A 19,621-nucleotide genomic window follows, 5' to 3' on the forward strand; every position below is an offset into this window, starting at 1 on the left:
CCAACTGATATTTGCCATGGAACCCGTATCCAACGCGACTGTGTACATCGTTGACGACGACGCCGGCGTGCGCGAAGCGCTGGCCTGGCTGCTGCGCTCGCGCCGCCTGCCCAGCGAATCGTTTGACAGTGCCGAGGCCTTTGAGGCCATGCTGCAGACCCGGCCGCCCCAGCGCCAGCCCTGCTGCCTGCTGCTGGACGTGCGCATGCCCGGCATGAGCGGGCTGGCCTTGTTTGATTTGCTGGTGGCGCGGGGCAGCTTGCACACCATGCCCGTCATCTTCCTCACCGGCCATGCCGATGTGCCCACGGCGGTCGATGCCGTCAAACGCGGCGCCTTCGACTTTTGCGAAAAGCCGTTTTCCGACAATGCCTTGGTGGACCGCATCGAGCAGGCCCTGGCCCAATCGGGCGAGCGGCTGGCCGAACTGCGCGAGCGCAGCAGCCTGCAAGAGCGCTTCCGTGAGCTGACCGACCGCGAACGCGATGTGATGGACCTGGTGGTGGCCGGCTTGCCCAACAAGCTGATTGCCGATCAGCTCGACATCAGCGTGCGCACGGTGGAGGTGCACCGCTCACGCGTGTTCGACAAGATGCACGTCAAGTCGGCTGTCGAGCTGGCCAACCTGCTGCGCACCGGCCACTAAGCGCTGGATTGAGCGCTGGATTGAGCGCTGGTTCAAAACAGCGCTGAACTGCGCCTGAGCGCACCACCGCCTCAGCGGGCGCGCTCACCCACGAAAATCTCCACGCGTCGGTTGCGCGCGCGCCCTTCGGCGGTGTCGTTGCTGGCAATCGGGTAGCGCTCGCCCATGCCGTCGATGGCAATGCGGCGGCCGTCCACCCCGCGGTTCACCAGGTAGTTGCGGGTGCTGGCGGCGCGGTCTACCGACAGGGGGTTGTTCACTGCTTCGCTGCCCGTGCTGTCGGTGTGGCCTACGATGCGCACGTCCGAATACGGGTTGTTGCGCAGGCCCATCGCAAACTGGTCCAGCACCGGCGCAAAGTTGGGCTGGATGTCAGCGCGGCCCACGGCAAACGAGATGTCGCTGGGGATGTTCAGCATCAGCTGGTTGTCCGCCGTTTGCGACACGGCAATGCCTGTGCCGCGCGTGGCCTGTTCCATCTCGCGCTTTTGCCGCTCCATGTTTTGCGACCAGATGTAGGTACCCAGGGCACCCACGCCTGCGCCCAGCACGGCTCCCGTGCCCGCGTTGCCGCCGGTGGCCGAGCCGATCACTGCCCCCGCCAGGGCGCCCACCCCCGCGCCTGTGGCCGTGCGGCGCTGCGTGTCGTCCATGCTTGCGCAGCCCGTGGCCAGAATGACAACGGCGCTGACGCCCAGAAGAATGTGTTTGCGCATGTGTGTGCTCCTTGAAATATTGGCAGTGCAAGGTGGCATCGGCACAGGGTGTGCGGTACGCCTCGCTGTCGCAATGGTCGCGCACCGTCGCCGCGGGCGCCATCAGCACAGGCAGGCACGCGGTGTAGGACAACGCCGCACGTGTCCACGCAGGCGGCGCGGTCGCCTCAGCCGCCTGGCGTGGGCGGTTTGCGATCTTCCGGGGCTTTGGGGTTCGGGTCCTGGGCGGGCAGATCCAGCTCGCCGCCTTTGCGGCCCGAGAACATCGTCCACCACACAATGGCGATCAGCACCACCAGCGCCAGCAGCGCTTCAAGCAAAATCAGCCCCATGAAATTGACACTCCTGCGCCTGGTCGTAACGGCGCTGATTGTAGGAACGCTCGTTGCCTGCTCCACCCCGCCCGCGCCATCCCCTTCGGCCCCTGGGGACTTGCCGGCCACCCGCCCCACGGCGCCCCTGGCGCTGCCCGGCGATACAGGCCCGCTGCCCCCGCCCCTGTCGCAGCCCAAGAGCCGCTGGACGCCTGTGCGCTGGGCCGAGTTGCCTGGCTTTACTGAAGATGCTCTGCACGAGGCCTGGAACGCCTGGATCAAAAGCTGCGAACGGCCCGTGGCGCCATTCACCGCGCTGTGCAGCGAAGTGCGGCAGCTCAGCATTGCCAGCGGCGACGAGCAGCGCGCCTGGATGATGGCGCGCCTTCAGCCCTACCGCGTGGAAACCACCGACGGCAACCCCGACGGCCTGCTCACCGCCTACTACGAACCCCTGATGGACGCCGCCCGCCAGCCCGGCAACGGCTTCACCGTGCCCATCTACCGCCTGCCCGCAGGTTTTGGAGCGCGCAAGCCCTGGTACACCCGACAGCAGATCGAAACCCTGCCCGAAGCCCAGGCCGCGCTGCAAGGCCGCGCCATTGCCTGGCTGCGCGACCCGGTGGAATCGATGGTGCTGCACATCCAGGGCTCGGGCCGCCTGCGCGTGATGGAGCCCGACGGCTCCACCAGCCTGGTGCGCGTAGCCTACGCTGGCACCAACGACCAGCCCTACGGCAGCATTGGCCGCTGGCTGCTGGACCAGGGCTACACCCGCGACGCCACCTGGCCCGGCATCCGTGCCTGGCTGGCTGCCAACCCCCAGCGCACCAACGAGCTGATGTGGACCAACCCGCGCTACGTGTTCTTCAAGGAAGAACCTCTGGCTGGCATGGACGCCGCCTTCGGCCCCAAGGGCGCGCAGGGCGTGCCCCTCACCCCCGGCCGCTCCATCGCGGTGGACCGCCAGAGCATTCCCTACGGCACGCCCGTGTGGCTGGCCTCCAGCGGCCCCCAGGTGCAATTGAGCCGCCTGGTGCTGGCGCAAGACACGGGCAGTGCCATCCTGGGCGCAGTGCGGGCCGACTATTTCACCGGCTGGGGCCAGGAGGCGGGCGACATCGCCGGGCGGCTCAAGCAGAACCTGCGGCTGTGGGTGCTCTGGCCGCGCTGAGGGTTTGAAGGAATTTGGCCTCTAGCGCTTTTTGGATAAGCGCTGGCAGCTATTAAAAAGAGAGCGGAGTGTGTCGCGTCCGCCGCGCCTTTCCACCGGTCTCCAGCAGCCCCCTGCTCAGGGGCAGGCGATCCTGATCGCTTCGGTTTCCGTGCGCGGGCCAGTCGCTGAGGCATCTGGCGCCGTCGCAGAGGCAACGCTGGCGGTGTGCAGCCGCTCCCCTTCGATGCGGTAGGCGTATTCGCGCGTCGTGCGGGCCATCTCTGTCCTGACCGTGCTGCCCGCCAGGGTGGTGGCGTACACCTGGGGCCGCACGATCTGGTATTGGTAGGTGGTGGTTGCCAGGCCCTGGGTGGTCCGGCAGGTGGATTCAAGCCGATCTTCCTTGAACCGCAGCGTGCAGCGGCCCGAGCGGTCTTCCAGCCTGGCACCGTCTGTCGTGTGCAGCACGATGGTGGTGGCGCGCCAGCAGCCAAGCAGTGCGGGGTCCGGGGCGGTGGCCTGGGCCCACGAGGCGGTGCAGAGCAGGCCGAGCAGCCAGGGCGTGTGAGCGATGCGGGTCATGGGCAGGGATTTTCAACGGGCGGGGCAACGATGCCGCTTTGTCGGATTGGTGCGCAACTTTGCTATTTTATTGATAGCTGCTGGCGCTTTATCCATAAGCGCTAGAGCCTCAAAACGCTCTAAACCCCTCACCGCTCCACTGTCCACCGCGTCACCTTGGGCGGCGCATCGCCGGTGTGGAAGGCCAGCTTGCGCTCGCGCAGGGCGACGTCGGAGGCGGTCACGCGGTCGAAGCGGCGCAGGTGTTCCGTCCACGACTCGTCTTCGATGCGCTCCACGTAGCGTGTGGGGTTGCTGATGTCGTGCATCAGTTGCCAGTCCAGTGCGCCCTGGCGCAGGCGGCTGCGGCGGCTTTCCTGCATCACGGCGCGAAACTCGTTGGCGCGGGCGGGGTGGATGAAGTATTCGATGGTGACCACCACGCGCCCGGCCTCGGGCGGTGTCGGGGCGGTGGGTGCCTTGAAGGCGCGCGAGGGGCTCAGGTCTTCCTCGATGGCGCGGTCGGCCACCAGGCGCTGCACCACGGCCATCACGATGCCGCCACTCACGGCCGCCATGCCCAAGCTGGTTTGCACATCGGTGAGCGAGGCCACCTGGCCCCACAGGGCCGCGCCTGCGGCGGTGGCACCCATGATGCTCATCTGGTAGATGGACATGCCGCGCGCCCGCACCCAGTTGGGCAGGGCCAGCTGGGCTGACACGCTGAGCGTGTTGGCGGTGGTGATCCACGCCATGCCGGCCAGCACCATGGCGGGCACGGCCACGTACACGTTGGGGGCCCAGGCCATCACCCCGGTGGCGGCGGCCTGCACCAGCGTGCCGCGCAGCACCAGCGCATCGCGCGGCATGGCCTGGCGCAGGCGGGGCAAAAACAGCGCGGCCACGATGGCGCCCGCGCCCATGCTGGCCAGCAGCAGCGTGAAGGTGCCCGCGCCGCCGCCCTCCAGCCCCTTGGCCACCAGCGGCAGCAGGGCCATGAGGGCGGTGGCGTGCAGGAAGAAGACGGAGATGCGCCACAGAACGGCGCGCATGCGGGGCGACTGGCGCACAAACTGCACGCCCACGCGCATGGCGCTGGGCAGGCGCTCACGCCCCAGCGGGCTGGGGATGTGTTGGCGCTTCCAGCGCATGATGACCAGGCCCGAGAGCACCGACAGCACGGCGTTGAGCACAAACACCCAGGCGCTGCCCGCGCTGGCAATGATGGCGCCCGCCAGCAGCGGGCCCACGATGCGCGAGGCGTTCATGGCCACGCCGTTCAGGGCCAGGGCGGCAGGCAACTGCGGGCGGCTGACCAGCTCGGGCACGATGGCTGCAAACACCGGCCAGCGCATCGCCAGCCCGATGCCGTTGGCAAAGGTGAGGGCCAGCAGCAGCGGCGCCGTCATGCCGCCCGACACGATGGCAAAGGCCAGCACCACGGCCACCGCAGCCACCCAGAACTGCGTGGCCATGAAGTAGCGGCGCCGGTCCAGGATGTCGGCCAGCGCGCCGCTGGGCAGGCCCAGCAGGAACACAGGCAGGGTGGAGGCCGACTGCACCAGCGCCACCAGCACGGGCGAGGTGGTCAGCGTGGTCATCAGCCAGGCGGCGGCCACGTCGTTCATCCACATGCAGGTGTTGGCCGCCACCCAGGTCAGCCACAGCATGCGGAACACGGGCACGGACAGGGGTGCGAAGGGCGAGAGGGAAGCGTCGGAATGCACGGCCCCGGTGGAGGCGCTTTGCTCCAGGCTGTGCTGGGCGGCTTCTTCGGTGCCCTGGGCCAGGGCCGCGCGCTCGGCGGCGGTGTTCACGCTGGCGGCGGGAGCGGCCGGGCTGGGCGGGGTCGCCGCAGGGGGCGCGATGTGGTGGGGGGTGTCGTGGTGGGGCTGGGGTGGCATGTGGCCCCATTGTGCGATGTCTGACCTCGTCCCGCCCGCAGTGCAGCGCGCGACCCGGTTTGTTTCATGGGCTCTGATAGGAAAAAGTGGCTCTAGCGCTCTCCCATCAAGCGCGAGCAGCTATCGAAATAAGAGCAAATGAGCCACTCAGCGGGACTTGAGCGCCGTGAGGTGCGCCAGCGGCAGCGCCCCGCTGGCCTTGACCTCGCCCAGCGAGAAGCTGGTGTGCATGTCTTTCACGTTGGGCAGGTTCAGCAACACATCGCGCGCAAACTGCGAAAAGCTGTCCAGGTCGCGCGCCACCACCTGCAATTCGAACGTGCCGGTGCCGCTGATGTAGTGGCAGGCCACCACCTCGGGGATTTGGCGGATGGCTTCTTCCATCGCCCGCGTCAGGTTGCCGGTGCTGCGGTCGGCATCGAGCCGCACAAAGGCCAGCACGCCCAAGCCGATCTTGTGGCGGTCGATTTCGGCGCGGTAGCCTTTGATGAAGCCGGCTTCTTCCAGCGCCCGCACCCGGCGCCAGCACGGCGCGGCCGACAGGCCCACGCGCTGGGCCAGTTCGGCATTGGTCAGGCGGGCATCGGCCTGCAATTCTTGCAAGATGGCGACGTCGTATTTGTCAAGAGTGTTCATGTTTTGCCAATTTTAAGAAAGATTCTTTCTGAAACAAGGGTAAACACGGCACAAGAACGAAAGCACATATCCCGGCGCAATCCCTACACTGCGCTGCACACCATTGAAAAATGCTGCGCCGCCGCCCACAAGGCGCGTTGCGCATGCAGCCACCCCACAGGAACCCGCCATGAATGCCCCTCTGCCCGACTCCATCCGCAAAGCGCTGGAGACTGTCACGCTAGACGACAAATACTCTTTAGACAGTGGCCGCGCCTTCATGAGCGGCGTGCAGGCCCTGGTGCGCCTGCCCATGCTGCAGCGCCAGCGCGACGCGGCGGCGGGGCTGAACACGGCGGGCTTCATCAGCGGCTACCGCGGCAGCCCGCTGGGCACCTACGACCAGGCGCTGTGGGCGGCCAAGAAACACCTGGCCGAAAACCACATCGTCTTCCAGCCCGGTGTGAACGAAGAGCTGGGCGCCACCGCCGTGTGGGGCACGCAGCAGCTTGACCTGTACCCCGAGAAGAAGAAATACGACGGCGTGTTCGGCATCTGGTACGGCAAGGGCCCAGGGGTGGACCGCTGCGCGGACGTGTTCAAGCACGCCAACATGGCGGGTACGTCAAAGCACGGCGGCGTGATCGCGATTGCGGGCGACGACCACATCAGCAAGAGCAGCACGGCCGCGCACCAGAGCGACCACATCTTCAAGGCCTGCGGCACGCCGGTGTTCTTCCCCAGCAGCGTGCAAGAGATTCTGGACATGGGCCTGCACGCCTTTGCCATGAGCCGCTTCTCAGGCGTGTGGTCGGGCATGAAGACCATCCAGGAAGTGGTCGAGTCGTCCAGCAGCATCAGCGTGGACCCGGACCGCGTGAAGATCATCCTGCCCGAAGACTTCGCCATGCCGCCCGGCGGCCTGCACATCCGCTGGCCCGATGGGCCGCTGGAGCAGGAAGCGCGCCTGATGGACTACAAGTGGTATGCCGCCCTGGCGTACATCCGCGCCAACAAGCTCAACTACAACGTCATCGAAGGCAAGAACGACCGTTTCGGCATCATCGCCAGCGGCAAGGCCTACAACGACATGCGCCAGGCCCTGGTGGACCTGGGGCTCGATGACGACACCTGCCGCAGCCTGGGCATTCGCGTGCACAAGGTCAACGTGGTGTGGCCGCTGGAAGCCACCATCACGCGCGACTTTGCGCAGGGCCTGCAAGAGATTCTGGTGGTGGAAGAAAAGCGCCAGGTCATCGAATACCAGCTCAAGGAGGAGCTGTACAACTGGCGCGCCGACGTGCGCCCCAATGTGCTGGGCAAGTTCGACGAAGTGCCGGGCGACAACTCGGGCGGCGAGTGGAGCATGCCCAACCCCAGCCAGAACTGGCTGCTGCGCCCCAAGGCTGATCTGACCCCCGCCCTCATCGCCAAGGCCATTGCCAAGCGGCTGAAGAAGCTGGGCGTGCCCGAGCACGTAGTGCAGCGCATGGACGCCCGCCTGGCCATCATCGAAGCGCGTGAACGCGCACTGGCCGAGACCCAGGTGGACCCTTCTGGCGACCGCACGCCCTGGTTCTGCAGCGGCTGCCCGCACAACACCAGCACCCGCGTGCCCGAGGGCTCACGCGCCGTGGCCGGCATCGGCTGCCACTACATGGTCAACTGGATGCCCGACCGCCGCACCAGCACCTTCACGCAGATGGGTGGCGAGGGCGTGACCTGGGTGGGCCAGCAGCCCTTCACCCATGAAGAGCACATCTTCTCCAACCTGGGCGACGGCACGTACTTTCACAGCGGGCTGCTGGCCATCCGCCAGAGCATTGCGGCGGGGGTGAACATCACCTACAAGGTGCTCTACAACGACGCTGTGGCCATGACCGGCGGGCAGGCCGTGGGCGAACGGCCCGAGGGCCACTCGGTGCTGCAGATCATGAACAGCCTGAAGGCCGAGGGCGTGGCCAAGCTGGTCATCGTGACGGACGAGCCGCAGAAGTACGACGGCGTGGCCCTGGCCCAGGGCGTTACGGTGCACCACCGCGATGAGCTGGACCGCATCCAGCGCGAGTTCCGCGAGATCAAGGGTTGCACCGCCATCATCTACGACCAGACCTGCGCCACCGAAAAGCGCCGCCGCCGCAAGCGCGGCAAGCTGGCCACGCCCGACAAGACCGTGGTCATCAACGAGCTGGTGTGCGAGGGTTGCGGCGACTGCTCGGTGCAGTCCAACTGCCTGTCGGTGGAGCCGGTGGAGACGGAATTTGGCCGCAAGCGCCGCATCAACCAGAGCACCTGCAACAAGGACTACTCGTGCGTGAAGGGCTTCTGCCCCAGCTTCGTCACGGTGGAAGGCGGCCAACTCAAGAAGCCCAAGAAAGACAAGAAGGGCGATCTCTCGGCGCTGCCCAACATCCCCGAACCCGTGCTGCCCGTGGCCGATGTGGCCTGGGGCATTGTGGTGGCGGGCGTGGGCGGCACGGGGGTCATCACCATTGGCTCGCTGCTGGGCATGGCGGCCCACCTGGAGGGCAAGGGCGTCATCACGCAAGACGCTGCCGGACTGGCCCAGAAGGGCGGCGCCACCTGGAGCCACATCCAGATTGCCAACCGGCCCGATGCCATCTACACCACCAAGGTCGATACCGCCAAGGCCGATCTGGTGATTGGCTGCGACGCCATCGTGGCCGCCAACAAGGCCACGCTGGCCGTGCTGCAACCGGGCCGCACTTTTGTGGCGCTGAACACGCACCGCACGCCCACGGCTTCGTTCGTGAACAACCCCAATTGGCAGTTCCCCGACGCGCATTGCGACACGGCCATCACCAGCGCCCTGGGCGACGGCAGCGTGGGCAGTTTTGACGCCGAACAGGTGGCCACGCAGCTGCTGGGCGACAGCATCTACACCAACCCGCTGCTGCTGGGCTACGCCTGGCAAAAGGGCCGCGTGCCGCTGACCCTGGCCTCGCTGATGCGCGCCATGGAACTCAACGGCGTGCAGGTGGAGAACAATAAGGCCGCCTTTGAATGGGGCCGCCGCTGCGCCCACGACCTGCCCGCCGTGCAGGCACTGTTCCAGGCGGCACAGGTGATCCAGTTCGTGAAGAAGCCCGCCCTGGCCGACATGATCGCCAAGCGCGTGGATTTCCTCACTGGCTACCAGAACGCCGCCTACGCCGCCGACTACCAGGCCTTTGTGCAAAAGGTGCAGGCCGCCGAGGCCCAGCTGGGTACCACCACCCGCCTGACCGAGGCCGTGGCCCGCTACCTGTTCAAGCTCATGGCGTACAAGGACGAGTACGAAGTGGCCCGCCTGCACACCGACAAGGCGTTCATGGACAAGATCGCCGCGCAGTTTGAGGGCGACTTCAAGCTGGTGCACCATCTGGCGCCGCCGATGTCTGCCGCCAAGAACGAGAAGGGTGAACTGGTGAAGAAGCCCTACGGCCCCTGGATGCGCAACGTCTTCGGCCTGCTGGCCAAGATGAAGGGCCTGCGTGGCACGGCCTTCGACGTCTTTGGCAAGACCGAAGAGCGCCGCACCGAGCGCGCTTTGATCGTGGAATACCGCGCCTGCATCGACGAGCTGCTGGCCGGCCTGACTGCCGACAAGCTGGCCCTGGCGGTGGAGATTGCGCGCATTCCGGAAGACATCCGTGGCTACGGCCATGTCAAGGAGCGCCACCTCAAGGCTGCGCGCGCCAAGTGGAATGGTCTGATGGCGCAGTGGCGCAGCCCCGGCGCACCTGCCCAGCGCCAGGCGGCCTGAGCCTTTGCGAACTGGCACTGCCGTGGCACGGCGGTGTCGGTGAAATCATTTGCTATTAAATTAATAGCTTCTGGCGCTTGATGGATAAGCGCCAGAAGCTATTTTTATGGATAGATGAAAACCCTCTGCGGTCAGCCAACCCCCCCAGGCCCATCCGGTCTTGGGTGATGACATAGGCGCCGCATACAATGTCCGGTTACCCCATGGCGGGCGCCCAGGGTCCCGAATTGGGAATTCGTTGCATAAAGACGCCGAGCATCGCCGCCAGGCCGCGTTGCCAATCCTCGCGATAGCGATGGCTATCGCGAGGATTGGCGCCTTGCCTGACGGCGATTTCGACCTCTTTACTGCGTCAACGAACTCCCCATTCGGCACCCTCCGCTGGCTGTGTGGAATTTCGAATTTTTGATCCTCTGCTGGGAGTCCTTGACGTGTTTATTTCTTCTGCCTTTGCTCAGACCGCTCCTGCCGCCGCTGCAGGTGGTGGCGACCTGATGTCTTCGCTGACCGGCATGCTGCCTCTGGTGCTGATGTTCGTGGTGCTGTACTTCGTCATGATCCGCCCCCAGATGAAGCGCCAAAAGGAACACCGCGCCATGATTGACGCGCTGGCCAAGGGCGACGAAGTGGCCACCGCTGGCGGCATCATCGGCAAGGTCACACGCCTGTCCGAAGGCTTCCTGCACATCGAAATCGCCAACAACGTGGAAGTGCAGATCCAGCGCAGCGCCGTGGTGCAAGTGCTGCCCAAGGGTACGGCGAAGTAAAGAGTCTGAAGTCGGGGCGTGGTGGCGGTGGTCGTCGCCAGCCCTCGTCAGGGGCAGGGGCCGCCGTGCTGCCCGCCCCACAAGCTTTCCGTGAGGTAAGAGCGCGATCATGAACCGATATCCGGTCTGGAAGTGGGCGATCCTGGTGATCGTGCTGCTGGTGGGTGCCTTGTACAGCCTGCCCAATTTCTTTGGTGAAACCCCTGCAGTGCAGGTTTCTGCGGTCAAGAGCGGCGTCAAGATCGACGACGCTGTGGCGCAGCGGGTGGAGCAGGCCCTGGCCGCCGCCAGCCTGACGGCCGAGCGGGTGGCGGTGGAAGGCACTTCGGTGCGCGCACGCTTCGACACGCTGGAAGACCAGCTCAAGGCGAAAGATGTGATCCAGAAGGCCCTGGTGCCCGATGCGAACGACCCGAGCTTCGTCGTCGCGCTCAACCAGATTTCACGCACCCCCGCGTGGCTCAGTGCCATCCATGCCCGCCCCATGTTCCTGGGGCTGGACCTGCGGGGCGGCGTGCACTTCATGCTGCAGGTGGACATGCAGGCGGCCCTCACCAAGAAGGCCGAGGCTTATTCCGGTGACATCCGCACCGCGCTGCGTGAGAAAAATGTGCGCCACAGCGGCATCTCGCGTGACGGCCAGACCATCGACATCAAGGTGGCGGACGAAGCCACCCAGAACACGGTGCGCAACATCATTGCCGACCAGTTTGCCGACTTGCAGGTGGTGAGCCAGCCCGATGGCGACGGCCTGCGCCTGCGCGCCAGCATCAAGCCCGAGGCCGCTCGCAAGGTGCAAGAGCAAGCCGTCAAGCAGAACATCGTCACGCTGCACAACCGGATCAACGAGCTGGGCGTGACCGAGCCCGTGATCCAGCAGCAGGGCCTGGATCGCATCGTGGTGCAACTGGCCGGCGTGCAAGACACCGCCCAGGCCAAGGACATTCTGGGCCGTACGGCCACGCTGGAAGTGCGCATGGTGGACGAAAGCACCGAGGCGCGCGCCGCCGAGCAAGGCCGTGGCCCCGTGCCCTTTGGCTCCGAGCGCTACCCAGAGCGCAGCGGCCAGTCGGTGATCGTGAAGAAGCAGGTCATCCTGACCGGTGAAAACCTGACGGACGCCCAGCCCGGCTTTGACAGCCAGACGCAAGAGCCCACCGTGAACCTCACGCTGGACGCCAAGGGCTCGCGCATCTTCCGCGACATCACCCGCGAGAACATCGGCAAGCGCATGGCCATCGTGCTGTTTGAAAAGGGCAAGGGCGAAGTGGTGACGGCGCCCGTCATCCGCTCTGAAATCGGTGGTGGCCGCGTGCAGATTTCGGGCCGCATGACCACGGCCGAGGCCAACAACATCGCGCTGCTGCTGCGCGCCGGTTCGCTGGCCGCGCCCATGGAAATCATCGAGGAATACACCATCGGCCCCAGCCTCGGTGCCGACAACATTGAGCGTGGTATCCACAGCGTGGTGTGGGGCCTGGCCGCCATCGCTGCATTCATGTGCGTGTACTACCAGCTGTTCGGTGTGATCTCCAGCATTGCGCTGGCGGTGAACGTGATGCTGCTGGTGGCCATCTTGTCCATGCTACAGGCCACGCTCACGCTGCCCGGTATTGCCGCCATGGCGCTGGCCATCGGTGTGGCCATCGACTCGAACGTGCTGATCAATGAGCGTGTGCGCGAAGAGCTGCGCGCTGGCGTGGCCCCGCAAGCGGCCATCCACACGGGCTACGACCGTGCCTGGGCCACGATTCTGGACTCCAACGTGACCACGCTGATCGCGGGCCTGGCCCTGCTGGCTTTTGGTTCGGGCCCCGTGCGCGGTTTTGCCGTGGTGCACTGCATCGGTATCTTGACCAGCATGTTCTCGGCCGTGTTCTTCTCGCGAGGTCTGGTGAACCTGTGGTACGGCCGCCAGAAAAAGCTCAAGAGCGTTTCCATCGGCCAGGTCTGGAAGCCTGAGTCGGACGCCACTGCCGTGGCCAAGTCGCAATAAAGGAGGAAGACATGGAATTCTTCCGAATCAAAAAAGACATTCCCTTCATGAAGCACGCGTTGATCTTCAACGCGATCTCCTTCATCACCTTTGCACTGGCAGTCTTCTTCCTGCTCACCCGTGGGTTGCACCTGTCGGTGGAGTTCACCGGTGGCACGGTGATGGAAGTGGCCTACAGCCAGCCCGCTGAGCTGGCCAAGGTGCGCGAGACGGTGTCCGGCCTGGGCTACACCGATGTGCAGGTGCAGAGCTTTGGCACGCCCCGTGATGTGCTGATTCGCTTGCCCGTGCAAAAAGGTGTCACATCCGCCCAGCAAAGCGAGCAGGTGCTGCAGGCGCTCAAGGCGAACGATGCGGACGTGACTCTGCGCCGCACTGAGTTTGTCGGTCCTCAGGTGGGGGAAGAGCTGGTGCACGGGGGCTTGATGGCGCTGGCCTTTGTGGTGCTGGGCATCGTGATCTACCTGGCCTTCCGCTTTGAATGGAAGTTCGGTGTGGCGGCCATCATCGCCAACCTGCACGATGTGGTGATCATTCTCGGCTTCTTTGCCTTCTTCCAGTGGGAGTTCTCGCTGTCGGTGCTGGCGGCTGTGCTGGCCGTGCTGGGCTACTCGGTCAACGAGTCAGTTGTGATTTTTGACCGGATCCGTGAGGCCTTCCGCAAGTACCGCAAGATGACCACCTCAGAGGTGATCGATCACGCCATCACCAGCACCATGAGCCGCACCATCATCACCCACGCCTCGACCGAGGCGATGGTGCTGTCTATGCTGTTCTTTGGTGGCCCCAGCCTGCATTACTTTGCCATGGCGCTGACCATCGGTATCTTGTTCGGTATCTATTCCTCGGTGTTCGTGGCCGCCGCCATTGCCATGTGGCTGGGCGTCAAGCGGGAAGACCTGGTGTCGGCACCGCGCAAAGAAGGTGGTGATCCGAACGATCCCAACGCTGGGGCGGCCGTTTGAGCCGGTAATATCGACGCATGCAATCCTCTGAAACGCTCGTTGCGCAACGCCGCCTGGCGCGCCAAGCACGGCAGCGTTTCGTCGAGGGTTTGTGCGCCACCCTGCCTGACCTGCACAAAACGGTGGGTGAGTTCCTGTCGGCGCTGATGGCGCAGACAGGCACCCAGCGAGAAATGCAGACCCGCCGCGATGCCTGGCTGCTGTACCAACAGCACCAGGCCGCATGGCTTGACGGCACCGCCAAGGCGTGGCGTGATGCGGTACTGCCCGCCTCCAGCGCTGGCCCGGGTGGCCGCGCGGTGAATCTCTCCTTCGAGTTGCTCAGCGACGATGTGGTGGAAAACAAGATCGTCGCCTCTCGCATGGCCCTCACGGTGGCCGAGCAGGTCAGCCAGCAGTTCGACTCCTTGCGCCAGCGCACCCAGGTGCTGGAGGGGCAAGACATGGACAGCACGGACATCTTGCGGGCGGAGACCATCTGCCTGAAGCTGGTGGAGCAGTGGGTGGAAGCAGGGTTGCCTCGCACCGATTTGCTGCGGGTGATTGATCCGCTGCAGCGCGAGTTGGCCAACCAGGTGCAAAAGCACTACCAGGCCGTCAACGTCTTTTATGTGGAACAGGGCGTGGCTGCGCCCACGGACATGCGCAACCGTGTTCGCCGAACCACCGCAGGGGCTTCGGGCGCCGCGGCCTTGGGGGCGGACCGATCCGATCGCGTGGCTGGCCCTGCGTCAGGCCGTGGTGAACCCCTGCGGCGCCCCCCTATGGGACCCATGGGTGGCTCCATCCCACGGGTGCCTGGGTCGTACCCCGCGATGGCGGGTGGTGGTTTGGGCGCCGTCACCGGCATGACTCCCTTGATCCGTGCCCGGCAACGGGCGCAGGGAGTGATGGGGCAACTGCGCCGCCTGTTGTCCCAGCCTGTAACGGGCTTTGACATGACCCAGGCACCGCCTGCCTCGGCGGCGCTGGCGCATGCACTGTCGGCCCAGCGCGTGCAGGCGGAAACGCATTACAGCGGCATGGTCACCATTGCGGAAGATTACAGCCCTGCGGCGGTAGTGCAGGTGGCCGGGGCGGTGCGCGAGCGTTCCGCCGAGCTGAAGAAAAAAGCCGTTACCCCTGGTGAGAAAGCCATCATCGAGGTGGTGGCGCTGATGTTTCAGAGCATTCTGGCGGAAGACCGCATTCCGCCGGCCGTGCGCGTGTGGTTCGCCCGCCTTCAGGTGCCCGTGCTGCGTGTGGCGCTGGCCGAGCCGGAGTTTTTCAGCAACCTGGATCACCCCGCACGCCAGCTCATTGATCGCATGGGCGCTTGTGTGATGGGCTTTGATGCCACCGCCATCAACGGCAGCGCACTGGAGGCGGAAATTCGCCGTGTGGTGCAGGTGATTGAGCAGTACCCGGAAACGGGGCGGCGGGTGTTTCAGCTGGTGCACGAGGAGTTTGAGAAATTCCTCTCCAAATTTCTCACTGAAAAGCAGGCCACTTCACGTTTGGTCAGCGTGGCCCAGCAGGTAGAGCAGCGCGAGATGCTGGCCATCCAGTACACCATTGAGCTGCGCACCATGCTGCGCGACATGCCGGTGCGCGACGAGATCCGCGAGTTCCTGTTCAAGACCTGGGCTGAGGTGCTGGCACTGTCGGCCGTGCGCGACGGCGCGCAGCACGCCGACACCGTCATGTTCAAGCAAACCGCGGCCGACCTGGTGTGGGCGGCCAGCGCCAAGCCCAATCGCAGCGATCGTGCGCTGGTGATCCAGCAATTGCCGGGGCTGCTGCAACGTTTGCGCCAGGGCCTGACCTTGATCGGCGTGACGGGCGCGGACCAGGACGCCACCGTCAAGGTCTTGACGGATACCCTGGCGGAAGCCTTTCTCTCCAAGACGGCCAGCATTCCGCAAGCCCACATCGAGGCGATGTCCAAGCGTCTGGCCAACCTGGAAGACTTCATCAACGATGCCACCTTGGGTGACATGCCGCTCAATTCTGAAAGCATCGAGATGATGCTGGGCATCGATGCCTCGTCGATCTTTGTCATCGCTGACAACGACGCACCTGTGGACGATGCGATGGTGGCCTGGGCCCAAGAGCTCAAACCCGGCACCTGGTACACGCTGGACCACAACGGCTCTTCTGCCCAGGTTCAGTATGTGTGGCAGAGCAAACGCAAGCAATTGCACTTGTTTGCTGCCGTGGATGGCAGCAGCTACCTGATCCAGCTGCGCAGACTGGCGGCGTACCTCCAAAGCGGGCTTCTGGTGGCCCAGGATGAAGAAGGCCTCACCATGCGCGCCACCCGCGACGCCTTGGCCAAGCTGGACGCTAACCCGGAACGCTTGCTCGACTGAGCCCGGCAGCGATCTCTGCGTTTTGGCTCACCGCCAGCCTGGCCTATCTCGCGTTCAGCCCCGCCCCACCCGCTGGAACAGTGCACCGGGCAAACGGGCGACCACACCGTCCAGCTCCAGTTCCAGCAATTGCACTTGTAGGCTCGCGGCATCCATTCCCGTGCGGTTGACCAAGGCATCCAGCCCGACGGGGTCGTAGCCCATGGCTTGCAACAGCGCACTTTCCCGGGGTGCAGTCGCAGCAGGTTCGTCCGTACCGACGGCTGTGTCGTCAGCCGTGAATGAGCTGGCGGCCGGTAGCGCCCAACGGCATTCTTCGAGCACGTCTTGTGCACACTCCACCAGCTTGGCCCCTTGCTTGATGAGGGCGTGACAACCCCGGGATTGCGGGGCGTGGATCGAACCCGGAATCGCAAACACCTCGCGTCCTTGTTCCGTCGCCAGCCTGGCGGTGATCAGTGAGCCAGACGCCAGGGCTGCCTCCACCACCAGCGTGCCCTGCGACAGGCCTGAAATGATGCGGTTGCGCTTGGGAAAGTTGGGGGCCAGCGGGGGGGTGCCCAGAGGGTACTCGCTCACCAGCAAGCCGTGCCGGGCAATGCGGTGCGCCAAGTCGAGATGGCGGCTGGGGTACACGCGGTCCAACCCTGTTCCCACCACGGCGATGGTCGTGGGTGCGTCGCCTTCTTTCAGGGAACGATCTGGCGCGATAGGGGCCAGAGCGCCTTCATGGGCTGCCGCATCCACGCCCAGTGCGAGACCCGAGACGATCGTGAGCCCTGTGGCCCCCAATGCCTTCGCAAATTGGTAGGCGTTGTCCGCGCCTTGCGCCGTAGGGTTCCGGCTACCCACCACGGCCAGGCAGCGCCCTTCGGCGAAGGGCTGACCTTGCACCACAGCGCGGGCGCCCACCACGTAGAGCATGAGCGGCGGGTCCTCGGTGTCGAGCAGTTTCTTGGGATAGCGCACATCCCCCAGGGTGATGATGGCGCGCGCAGTGCCTTCGGCCAAGTCGCTGGCGTGCAGCCATTGCCAGGTCTTTTCCAGCAGTTCAGGCCACGATGGGGGCACCGTGACCAGAGCGCGTGCATGCCGCTCGCTGACGCACTGGCTCAGCACTGCCTCGGGTTGTGCAAAGAGAGCTGTAGGCAGCCCAAAGGTAGCCAGCAATTTGCGCGCGGTCTGGTTGCCGATGCCCGGTGTGGTGGCAAGCCGCAGCCATGCGCCTAGTTCATCGCGGTCCATGAGCGGGCTCAGAGGAAGATTGAGAGGCTACGTAAAAACGGGGCCCGCAGGCCCCGTTGGATGGGGCACGCTGGTGGGCGCAACGCTTATTGGGGGTTGGCCAGACGGTCACCCACGCGCACACCGGTGCGCACGTCCAGCAGCAGTGCGTAGGAAACGCGCTCGAACGTCAGGAACACCATGGCCAGGCCATTGTGCTCGCTGGGCAGCTTGATGGTGGGCTTGCCCTCTGCCGTCGTGTCCCTCACGCGGTCGCCCTGGGTGAGCAGCGTCAGCACATGGCCTGGCTCCATGCCCTGGGCGGTTCCCATGTTGATGGCGATCACCTGGTTTTGCCCAGCCACGGCGACGGGGGTGGAGCCGTAGATCGACACCACCCGTGCATTCACGCTGGTCTGGGGCTCGTGCGGAATGTAGTTTTTGAAGGTGCGGGGTGGCTCGGGCAGCATGCGGTCACCGGCGCGAATTTCTTCCTTGGTGGATGTGATGTCCACCGTGGCGGGCACGGGCTCTTGCTTGAGGCTGCCCTTGCCGTCGCTGATTTCTTCCGTGGTTTCGCTGCGCGCGAGTTCGGCGTTGCCCAGGTAACGTGCTTCATAACCCAGCACCTCCCCGGTAACGGGGTCCTTGAGCGGAATGGCTTCCCGGAAGACGCGGAAGCTGCGGGGCTGGCCGGGTTTGGTGCTCAGCGGTGCGTCAGGGTTGCCGCGTGCGTACACCCGGTCGCCAGCGGCCATCAGCACACGTTGGTCGGTGGTGGCGACAAGGCGCGGGGCTTGCTCGATGGTGGCGGCATCAGCCACCAGCGGCTCCACCAGGAACGGTGCGATCAGGTGGGTCTTGAGCGTGGGCAGCGCCAGGCTGGCAAGGCTGTCTGTGCGGGTGCGGGGTGACAGGCGCACCGTGTCGGACCCGCCCGTGGGCTGGGTGCGCAGGCGCGCGTAGCCATCGCTCTTGTCCAGGTACAGCGTTTGCCCCGGGAAGATCAGGTGCGGATTGGGCAGCGCCTTGAGGTTCATGCCCCACAGCTCTGGCCAGCGCCAGGGGCTCTTGAGGTACATGCGAGAAATATCCCACAGCGTATCGCCACGTTTGACCAAATAGATGTCTGGCGCGTTGGGCGCCAATTCAGACACGGGAACACCTTTTTCAGCCACCTGATGGGCAGTGCTGCGCTGGGCATCGGTAATGGGGTATTTCTGGGCGAAAGTAGGTGTGCAGGTAAAAGCGGCAATGACTGCCAGCGCTCCCAAGGCTGTTTTCTGTGCGCTGGTGAAAGCCATCCTGTTTTTCCTTTTTTGATGCATTGGTATACGCCCCCTCACTGATGCCAGCAGCCTTTTTTCCACGAAACTGCTGGCAAATACATTACAAACCATCTCAGATTCTCTGCTCAAGCCCTTGATTGGGCAATGAATATTGGCTTGGGGGCCAGCGCCTTTGCTCAAAAGTGGCGAAAATAGCGACACTTATTACCTGGTTTCATGGCAATTCTTCCTATTCTTTGTTTCCCCGATCCGCGCCTGCACAAGGTGGCAAAGCCTGTGGCAGCGGTGGATGAACGCATCCAGACCCTGGTGGCCGACATGCTGGCCACCATGTACGACGCCCACGGCATCGGCTTGGCGGCCACGCAGATCGACGTGCACGAACGCGTGGTGGTCATTGACGTATCTGAGGAGCGCGACCAGCCGCTGGTGCTCATCAACCCGGAAATCACCTGGGCCAGCCCCGAAAAGCAGGTGGGCGATGAAGGCTGCCTTTCCGTGCCAGGCATATACGACGGCGTGGAGCGTTCCACCCGCATTCATGTGAAGGCGCTCAACGAGAAGGGCCAGCCGCATACTGTGGAAGCCGAGGGTTTGCTGGCGGTTTGTATTCAACACGAAATGGACCACCTGCTCGGCAAGGTGTTTGTGGAATATCTGTCGCCCCTCAAACGCAACCGCATCAAAACCAAAATGCTCAAGCAGCAGCGAGGTAATCGGGAGTGAATACCTCCGCACCTGCTGCACAACCCCACCACCATGCTCCGCGCGCCCGTTGGGCGCAGGTGCTGCGTTGGCTGGTGGTGTGCAGCGCAGGTGCGGTGTGCGCTGTGATGGTGGGCTGCGCAGTGCCGGGCAAAGAGGCTCTGGGCTCCGCGCGGGCCGACGTGGCTGCGCGCCTGGGGCCACCCACCGCCATGTATCCCCGCCCCGAAGGCGGCGAGCGGTGGCAATACTCTGAACTGCCCGCAGGCGTGCAGGTCTACAACCTGGATTTCGACGCCACGGGGCGCCTGGTGCGCAATGCGCCAGCGCTGACGCAGGCCTGGCTGGAGCAGATTCCCGTCGGGCAGTGGACGGTATCGGACGTGCGCTACTGGTTGGGAGCGCCCCAGCGGGTGGAGCGCGTAGCCCGGTTTGAGGGCGAAGTCTGGACGTACCGGTTCCTTCAGCTGTCCGACCCGCGCTTTGCCTACCTCCACATCGATTCATCGGGCACGGTGCAGCGTGTGCTGTTTGTGGACGATGTATCCAACGCCCCTGACGACCGCCCATGACGGTGGCGCGGCGCCTCATTCTTGGCGCCCCTTGTTCCACCAGCCCGCGCGGGCCGTTGCCCGGCTGAGCCGTA

The 19,621-nt window shown here is 64.9% G+C and carries 16 protein-coding genes; 9 read left to right on the forward strand and 7 right to left on the reverse strand.

The window, feature by feature from the left end; translation table 11 throughout:
* Positions 1-16: 16 nt before the first annotated feature.
* On the forward strand, positions 17-646 hold the full coding sequence (locus IHV84_RS05360) for a response regulator transcription factor (RefSeq protein WP_198846117.1): 630 nt from the start codon (positions 17-19) through the stop codon (positions 644-646).
* Between the two features lie 71 nt (positions 647-717).
* Here IHV84_RS05360 and IHV84_RS05365 read toward each other — a convergent pair whose 3' ends face one another.
* Positions 718-1,362: an OmpA family protein gene (locus tag IHV84_RS05365; protein ID WP_198846118.1), complete on the reverse strand. Its 645-nt coding sequence runs from the start codon at positions 1,360-1,362 to the stop codon at positions 718-720.
* A 167-nt stretch (positions 1,363-1,529) separates the two neighbouring features.
* Entirely contained in the window at positions 1,530-1,694 is a 165-nt protein-coding gene (locus IHV84_RS05370) for a hypothetical protein (RefSeq protein ID WP_198846119.1), read from the reverse strand.
* On the opposite strand from IHV84_RS05370, the gene IHV84_RS05375 reads away from it, so the two are divergent.
* A complete protein-coding gene (locus tag IHV84_RS05375) occupies positions 1,693-2,850 on the forward strand; it encodes a murein transglycosylase A (protein WP_370541199.1) in 1,158 nt (385 codons plus the stop codon). The two genes, IHV84_RS05370 and IHV84_RS05375, sit on opposite strands and share 2 nt — an antisense overlap.
* 117 nt (positions 2,851-2,967) lie before the next feature.
* Here the strand turns inward: IHV84_RS05375 and IHV84_RS05380 are convergent, their stop codons facing one another.
* The 3 genes from IHV84_RS05380 to IHV84_RS05390 form a co-directional block, all read right to left on the reverse strand.
* Complete coding sequence (locus tag IHV84_RS05380; RefSeq protein WP_198846121.1) at positions 2,968-3,414, reverse strand: hypothetical protein; 447 nt, start codon at positions 3,412-3,414, stop codon at positions 2,968-2,970.
* A gap of 128 nt (positions 3,415-3,542) precedes the next feature.
* A complete protein-coding gene (locus tag IHV84_RS05385; RefSeq protein WP_198846122.1) occupies positions 3,543-5,297 on the reverse strand; it encodes an MFS transporter in 1,755 nt (584 codons plus the stop codon).
* 147 nt (positions 5,298-5,444) lie between these two features.
* Positions 5,445-5,933 (reverse strand): Lrp/AsnC family transcriptional regulator, encoded by a 489-nt coding sequence (locus IHV84_RS05390; protein ID WP_044395001.1) that lies wholly within the window; start codon positions 5,931-5,933, stop codon positions 5,445-5,447.
* A 169-nt stretch (positions 5,934-6,102) separates the two neighbouring features.
* Here IHV84_RS05390 and IHV84_RS05395 point away from each other — a divergent pair, with 169 nt between their 5' ends.
* The 5 genes from IHV84_RS05395 (at position 6,103) to IHV84_RS05415 (ending at position 15,757) form a co-directional block, all read left to right on the forward strand.
* Entirely contained in the window at positions 6,103-9,678 is a 3,576-nt protein-coding gene (locus IHV84_RS05395; protein WP_198846123.1) for an indolepyruvate ferredoxin oxidoreductase family protein, read from the forward strand.
* A 431-nt stretch (positions 9,679-10,109) separates the two neighbouring features.
* Entirely contained in the window at positions 10,110-10,445 is a 336-nt protein-coding gene (yajC, locus tag IHV84_RS05400; RefSeq protein ID WP_044394997.1) for a preprotein translocase subunit YajC, read from the forward strand.
* A gap of 109 nt (positions 10,446-10,554) precedes the next feature.
* The gene (gene secD / locus IHV84_RS05405) at positions 10,555-12,441 is read left to right on the forward strand and encodes a protein translocase subunit SecD (RefSeq protein ID WP_198846124.1); all 1,887 of its coding nucleotides are present in this window, start codon (positions 10,555-10,557) and stop codon (positions 12,439-12,441) included.
* Between the two features lie 11 nt (positions 12,442-12,452).
* On the forward strand, positions 12,453-13,406 hold the full coding sequence (gene secF / locus IHV84_RS05410) for a protein translocase subunit SecF (protein WP_066695417.1): 954 nt from the start codon (positions 12,453-12,455) through the stop codon (positions 13,404-13,406).
* A gap of 17 nt (positions 13,407-13,423) precedes the next feature.
* Positions 13,424-15,757 (forward strand): DUF1631 family protein, encoded by a 2,334-nt coding sequence (locus IHV84_RS05415; RefSeq protein ID WP_198846125.1) that lies wholly within the window; start codon positions 13,424-13,426, stop codon positions 15,755-15,757.
* Between the two features lie 54 nt (positions 15,758-15,811).
* On the opposite strand, the gene dprA is transcribed toward IHV84_RS05415, so the two are convergent.
* Together dprA and IHV84_RS05425 are read right to left on the reverse strand one after the other, a co-directional pair.
* The gene (gene dprA, locus IHV84_RS05420) at positions 15,812-17,002 is read right to left on the reverse strand and encodes a DNA-processing protein DprA (protein WP_198846126.1); all 1,191 of its coding nucleotides are present in this window, start codon (positions 17,000-17,002) and stop codon (positions 15,812-15,814) included.
* A gap of 86 nt (positions 17,003-17,088) precedes the next feature.
* Positions 17,089-18,285, reverse strand: a complete 1,197-nt coding sequence (locus IHV84_RS05425; RefSeq protein ID WP_198846127.1) for a LysM peptidoglycan-binding domain-containing protein — start codon at positions 18,283-18,285, stop codon at positions 17,089-17,091.
* Between the two features lie 201 nt (positions 18,286-18,486).
* On the opposite strand from IHV84_RS05425, the gene def reads away from it, so the two are divergent.
* On the forward strand, positions 18,487-18,996 hold the full coding sequence (def, locus tag IHV84_RS05430; protein ID WP_198846128.1) for a peptide deformylase: 510 nt from the start codon (positions 18,487-18,489) through the stop codon (positions 18,994-18,996).
* Complete coding sequence (locus IHV84_RS05435; RefSeq protein ID WP_370541200.1) at positions 18,993-19,547, forward strand: hypothetical protein; 555 nt, start codon at positions 18,993-18,995, stop codon at positions 19,545-19,547. The genes def and IHV84_RS05435 overlap by 4 nt, the downstream gene beginning before the upstream one ends.
* Positions 19,548-19,621 lie beyond the last annotated feature (74 nt).

It is taken from the genome of Acidovorax sp. IB03 (genome assembly GCF_016406015.1).
Taxonomy (GTDB): domain Bacteria; phylum Pseudomonadota; class Gammaproteobacteria; order Burkholderiales; family Burkholderiaceae_C; genus Acidovorax; species Acidovorax temperans.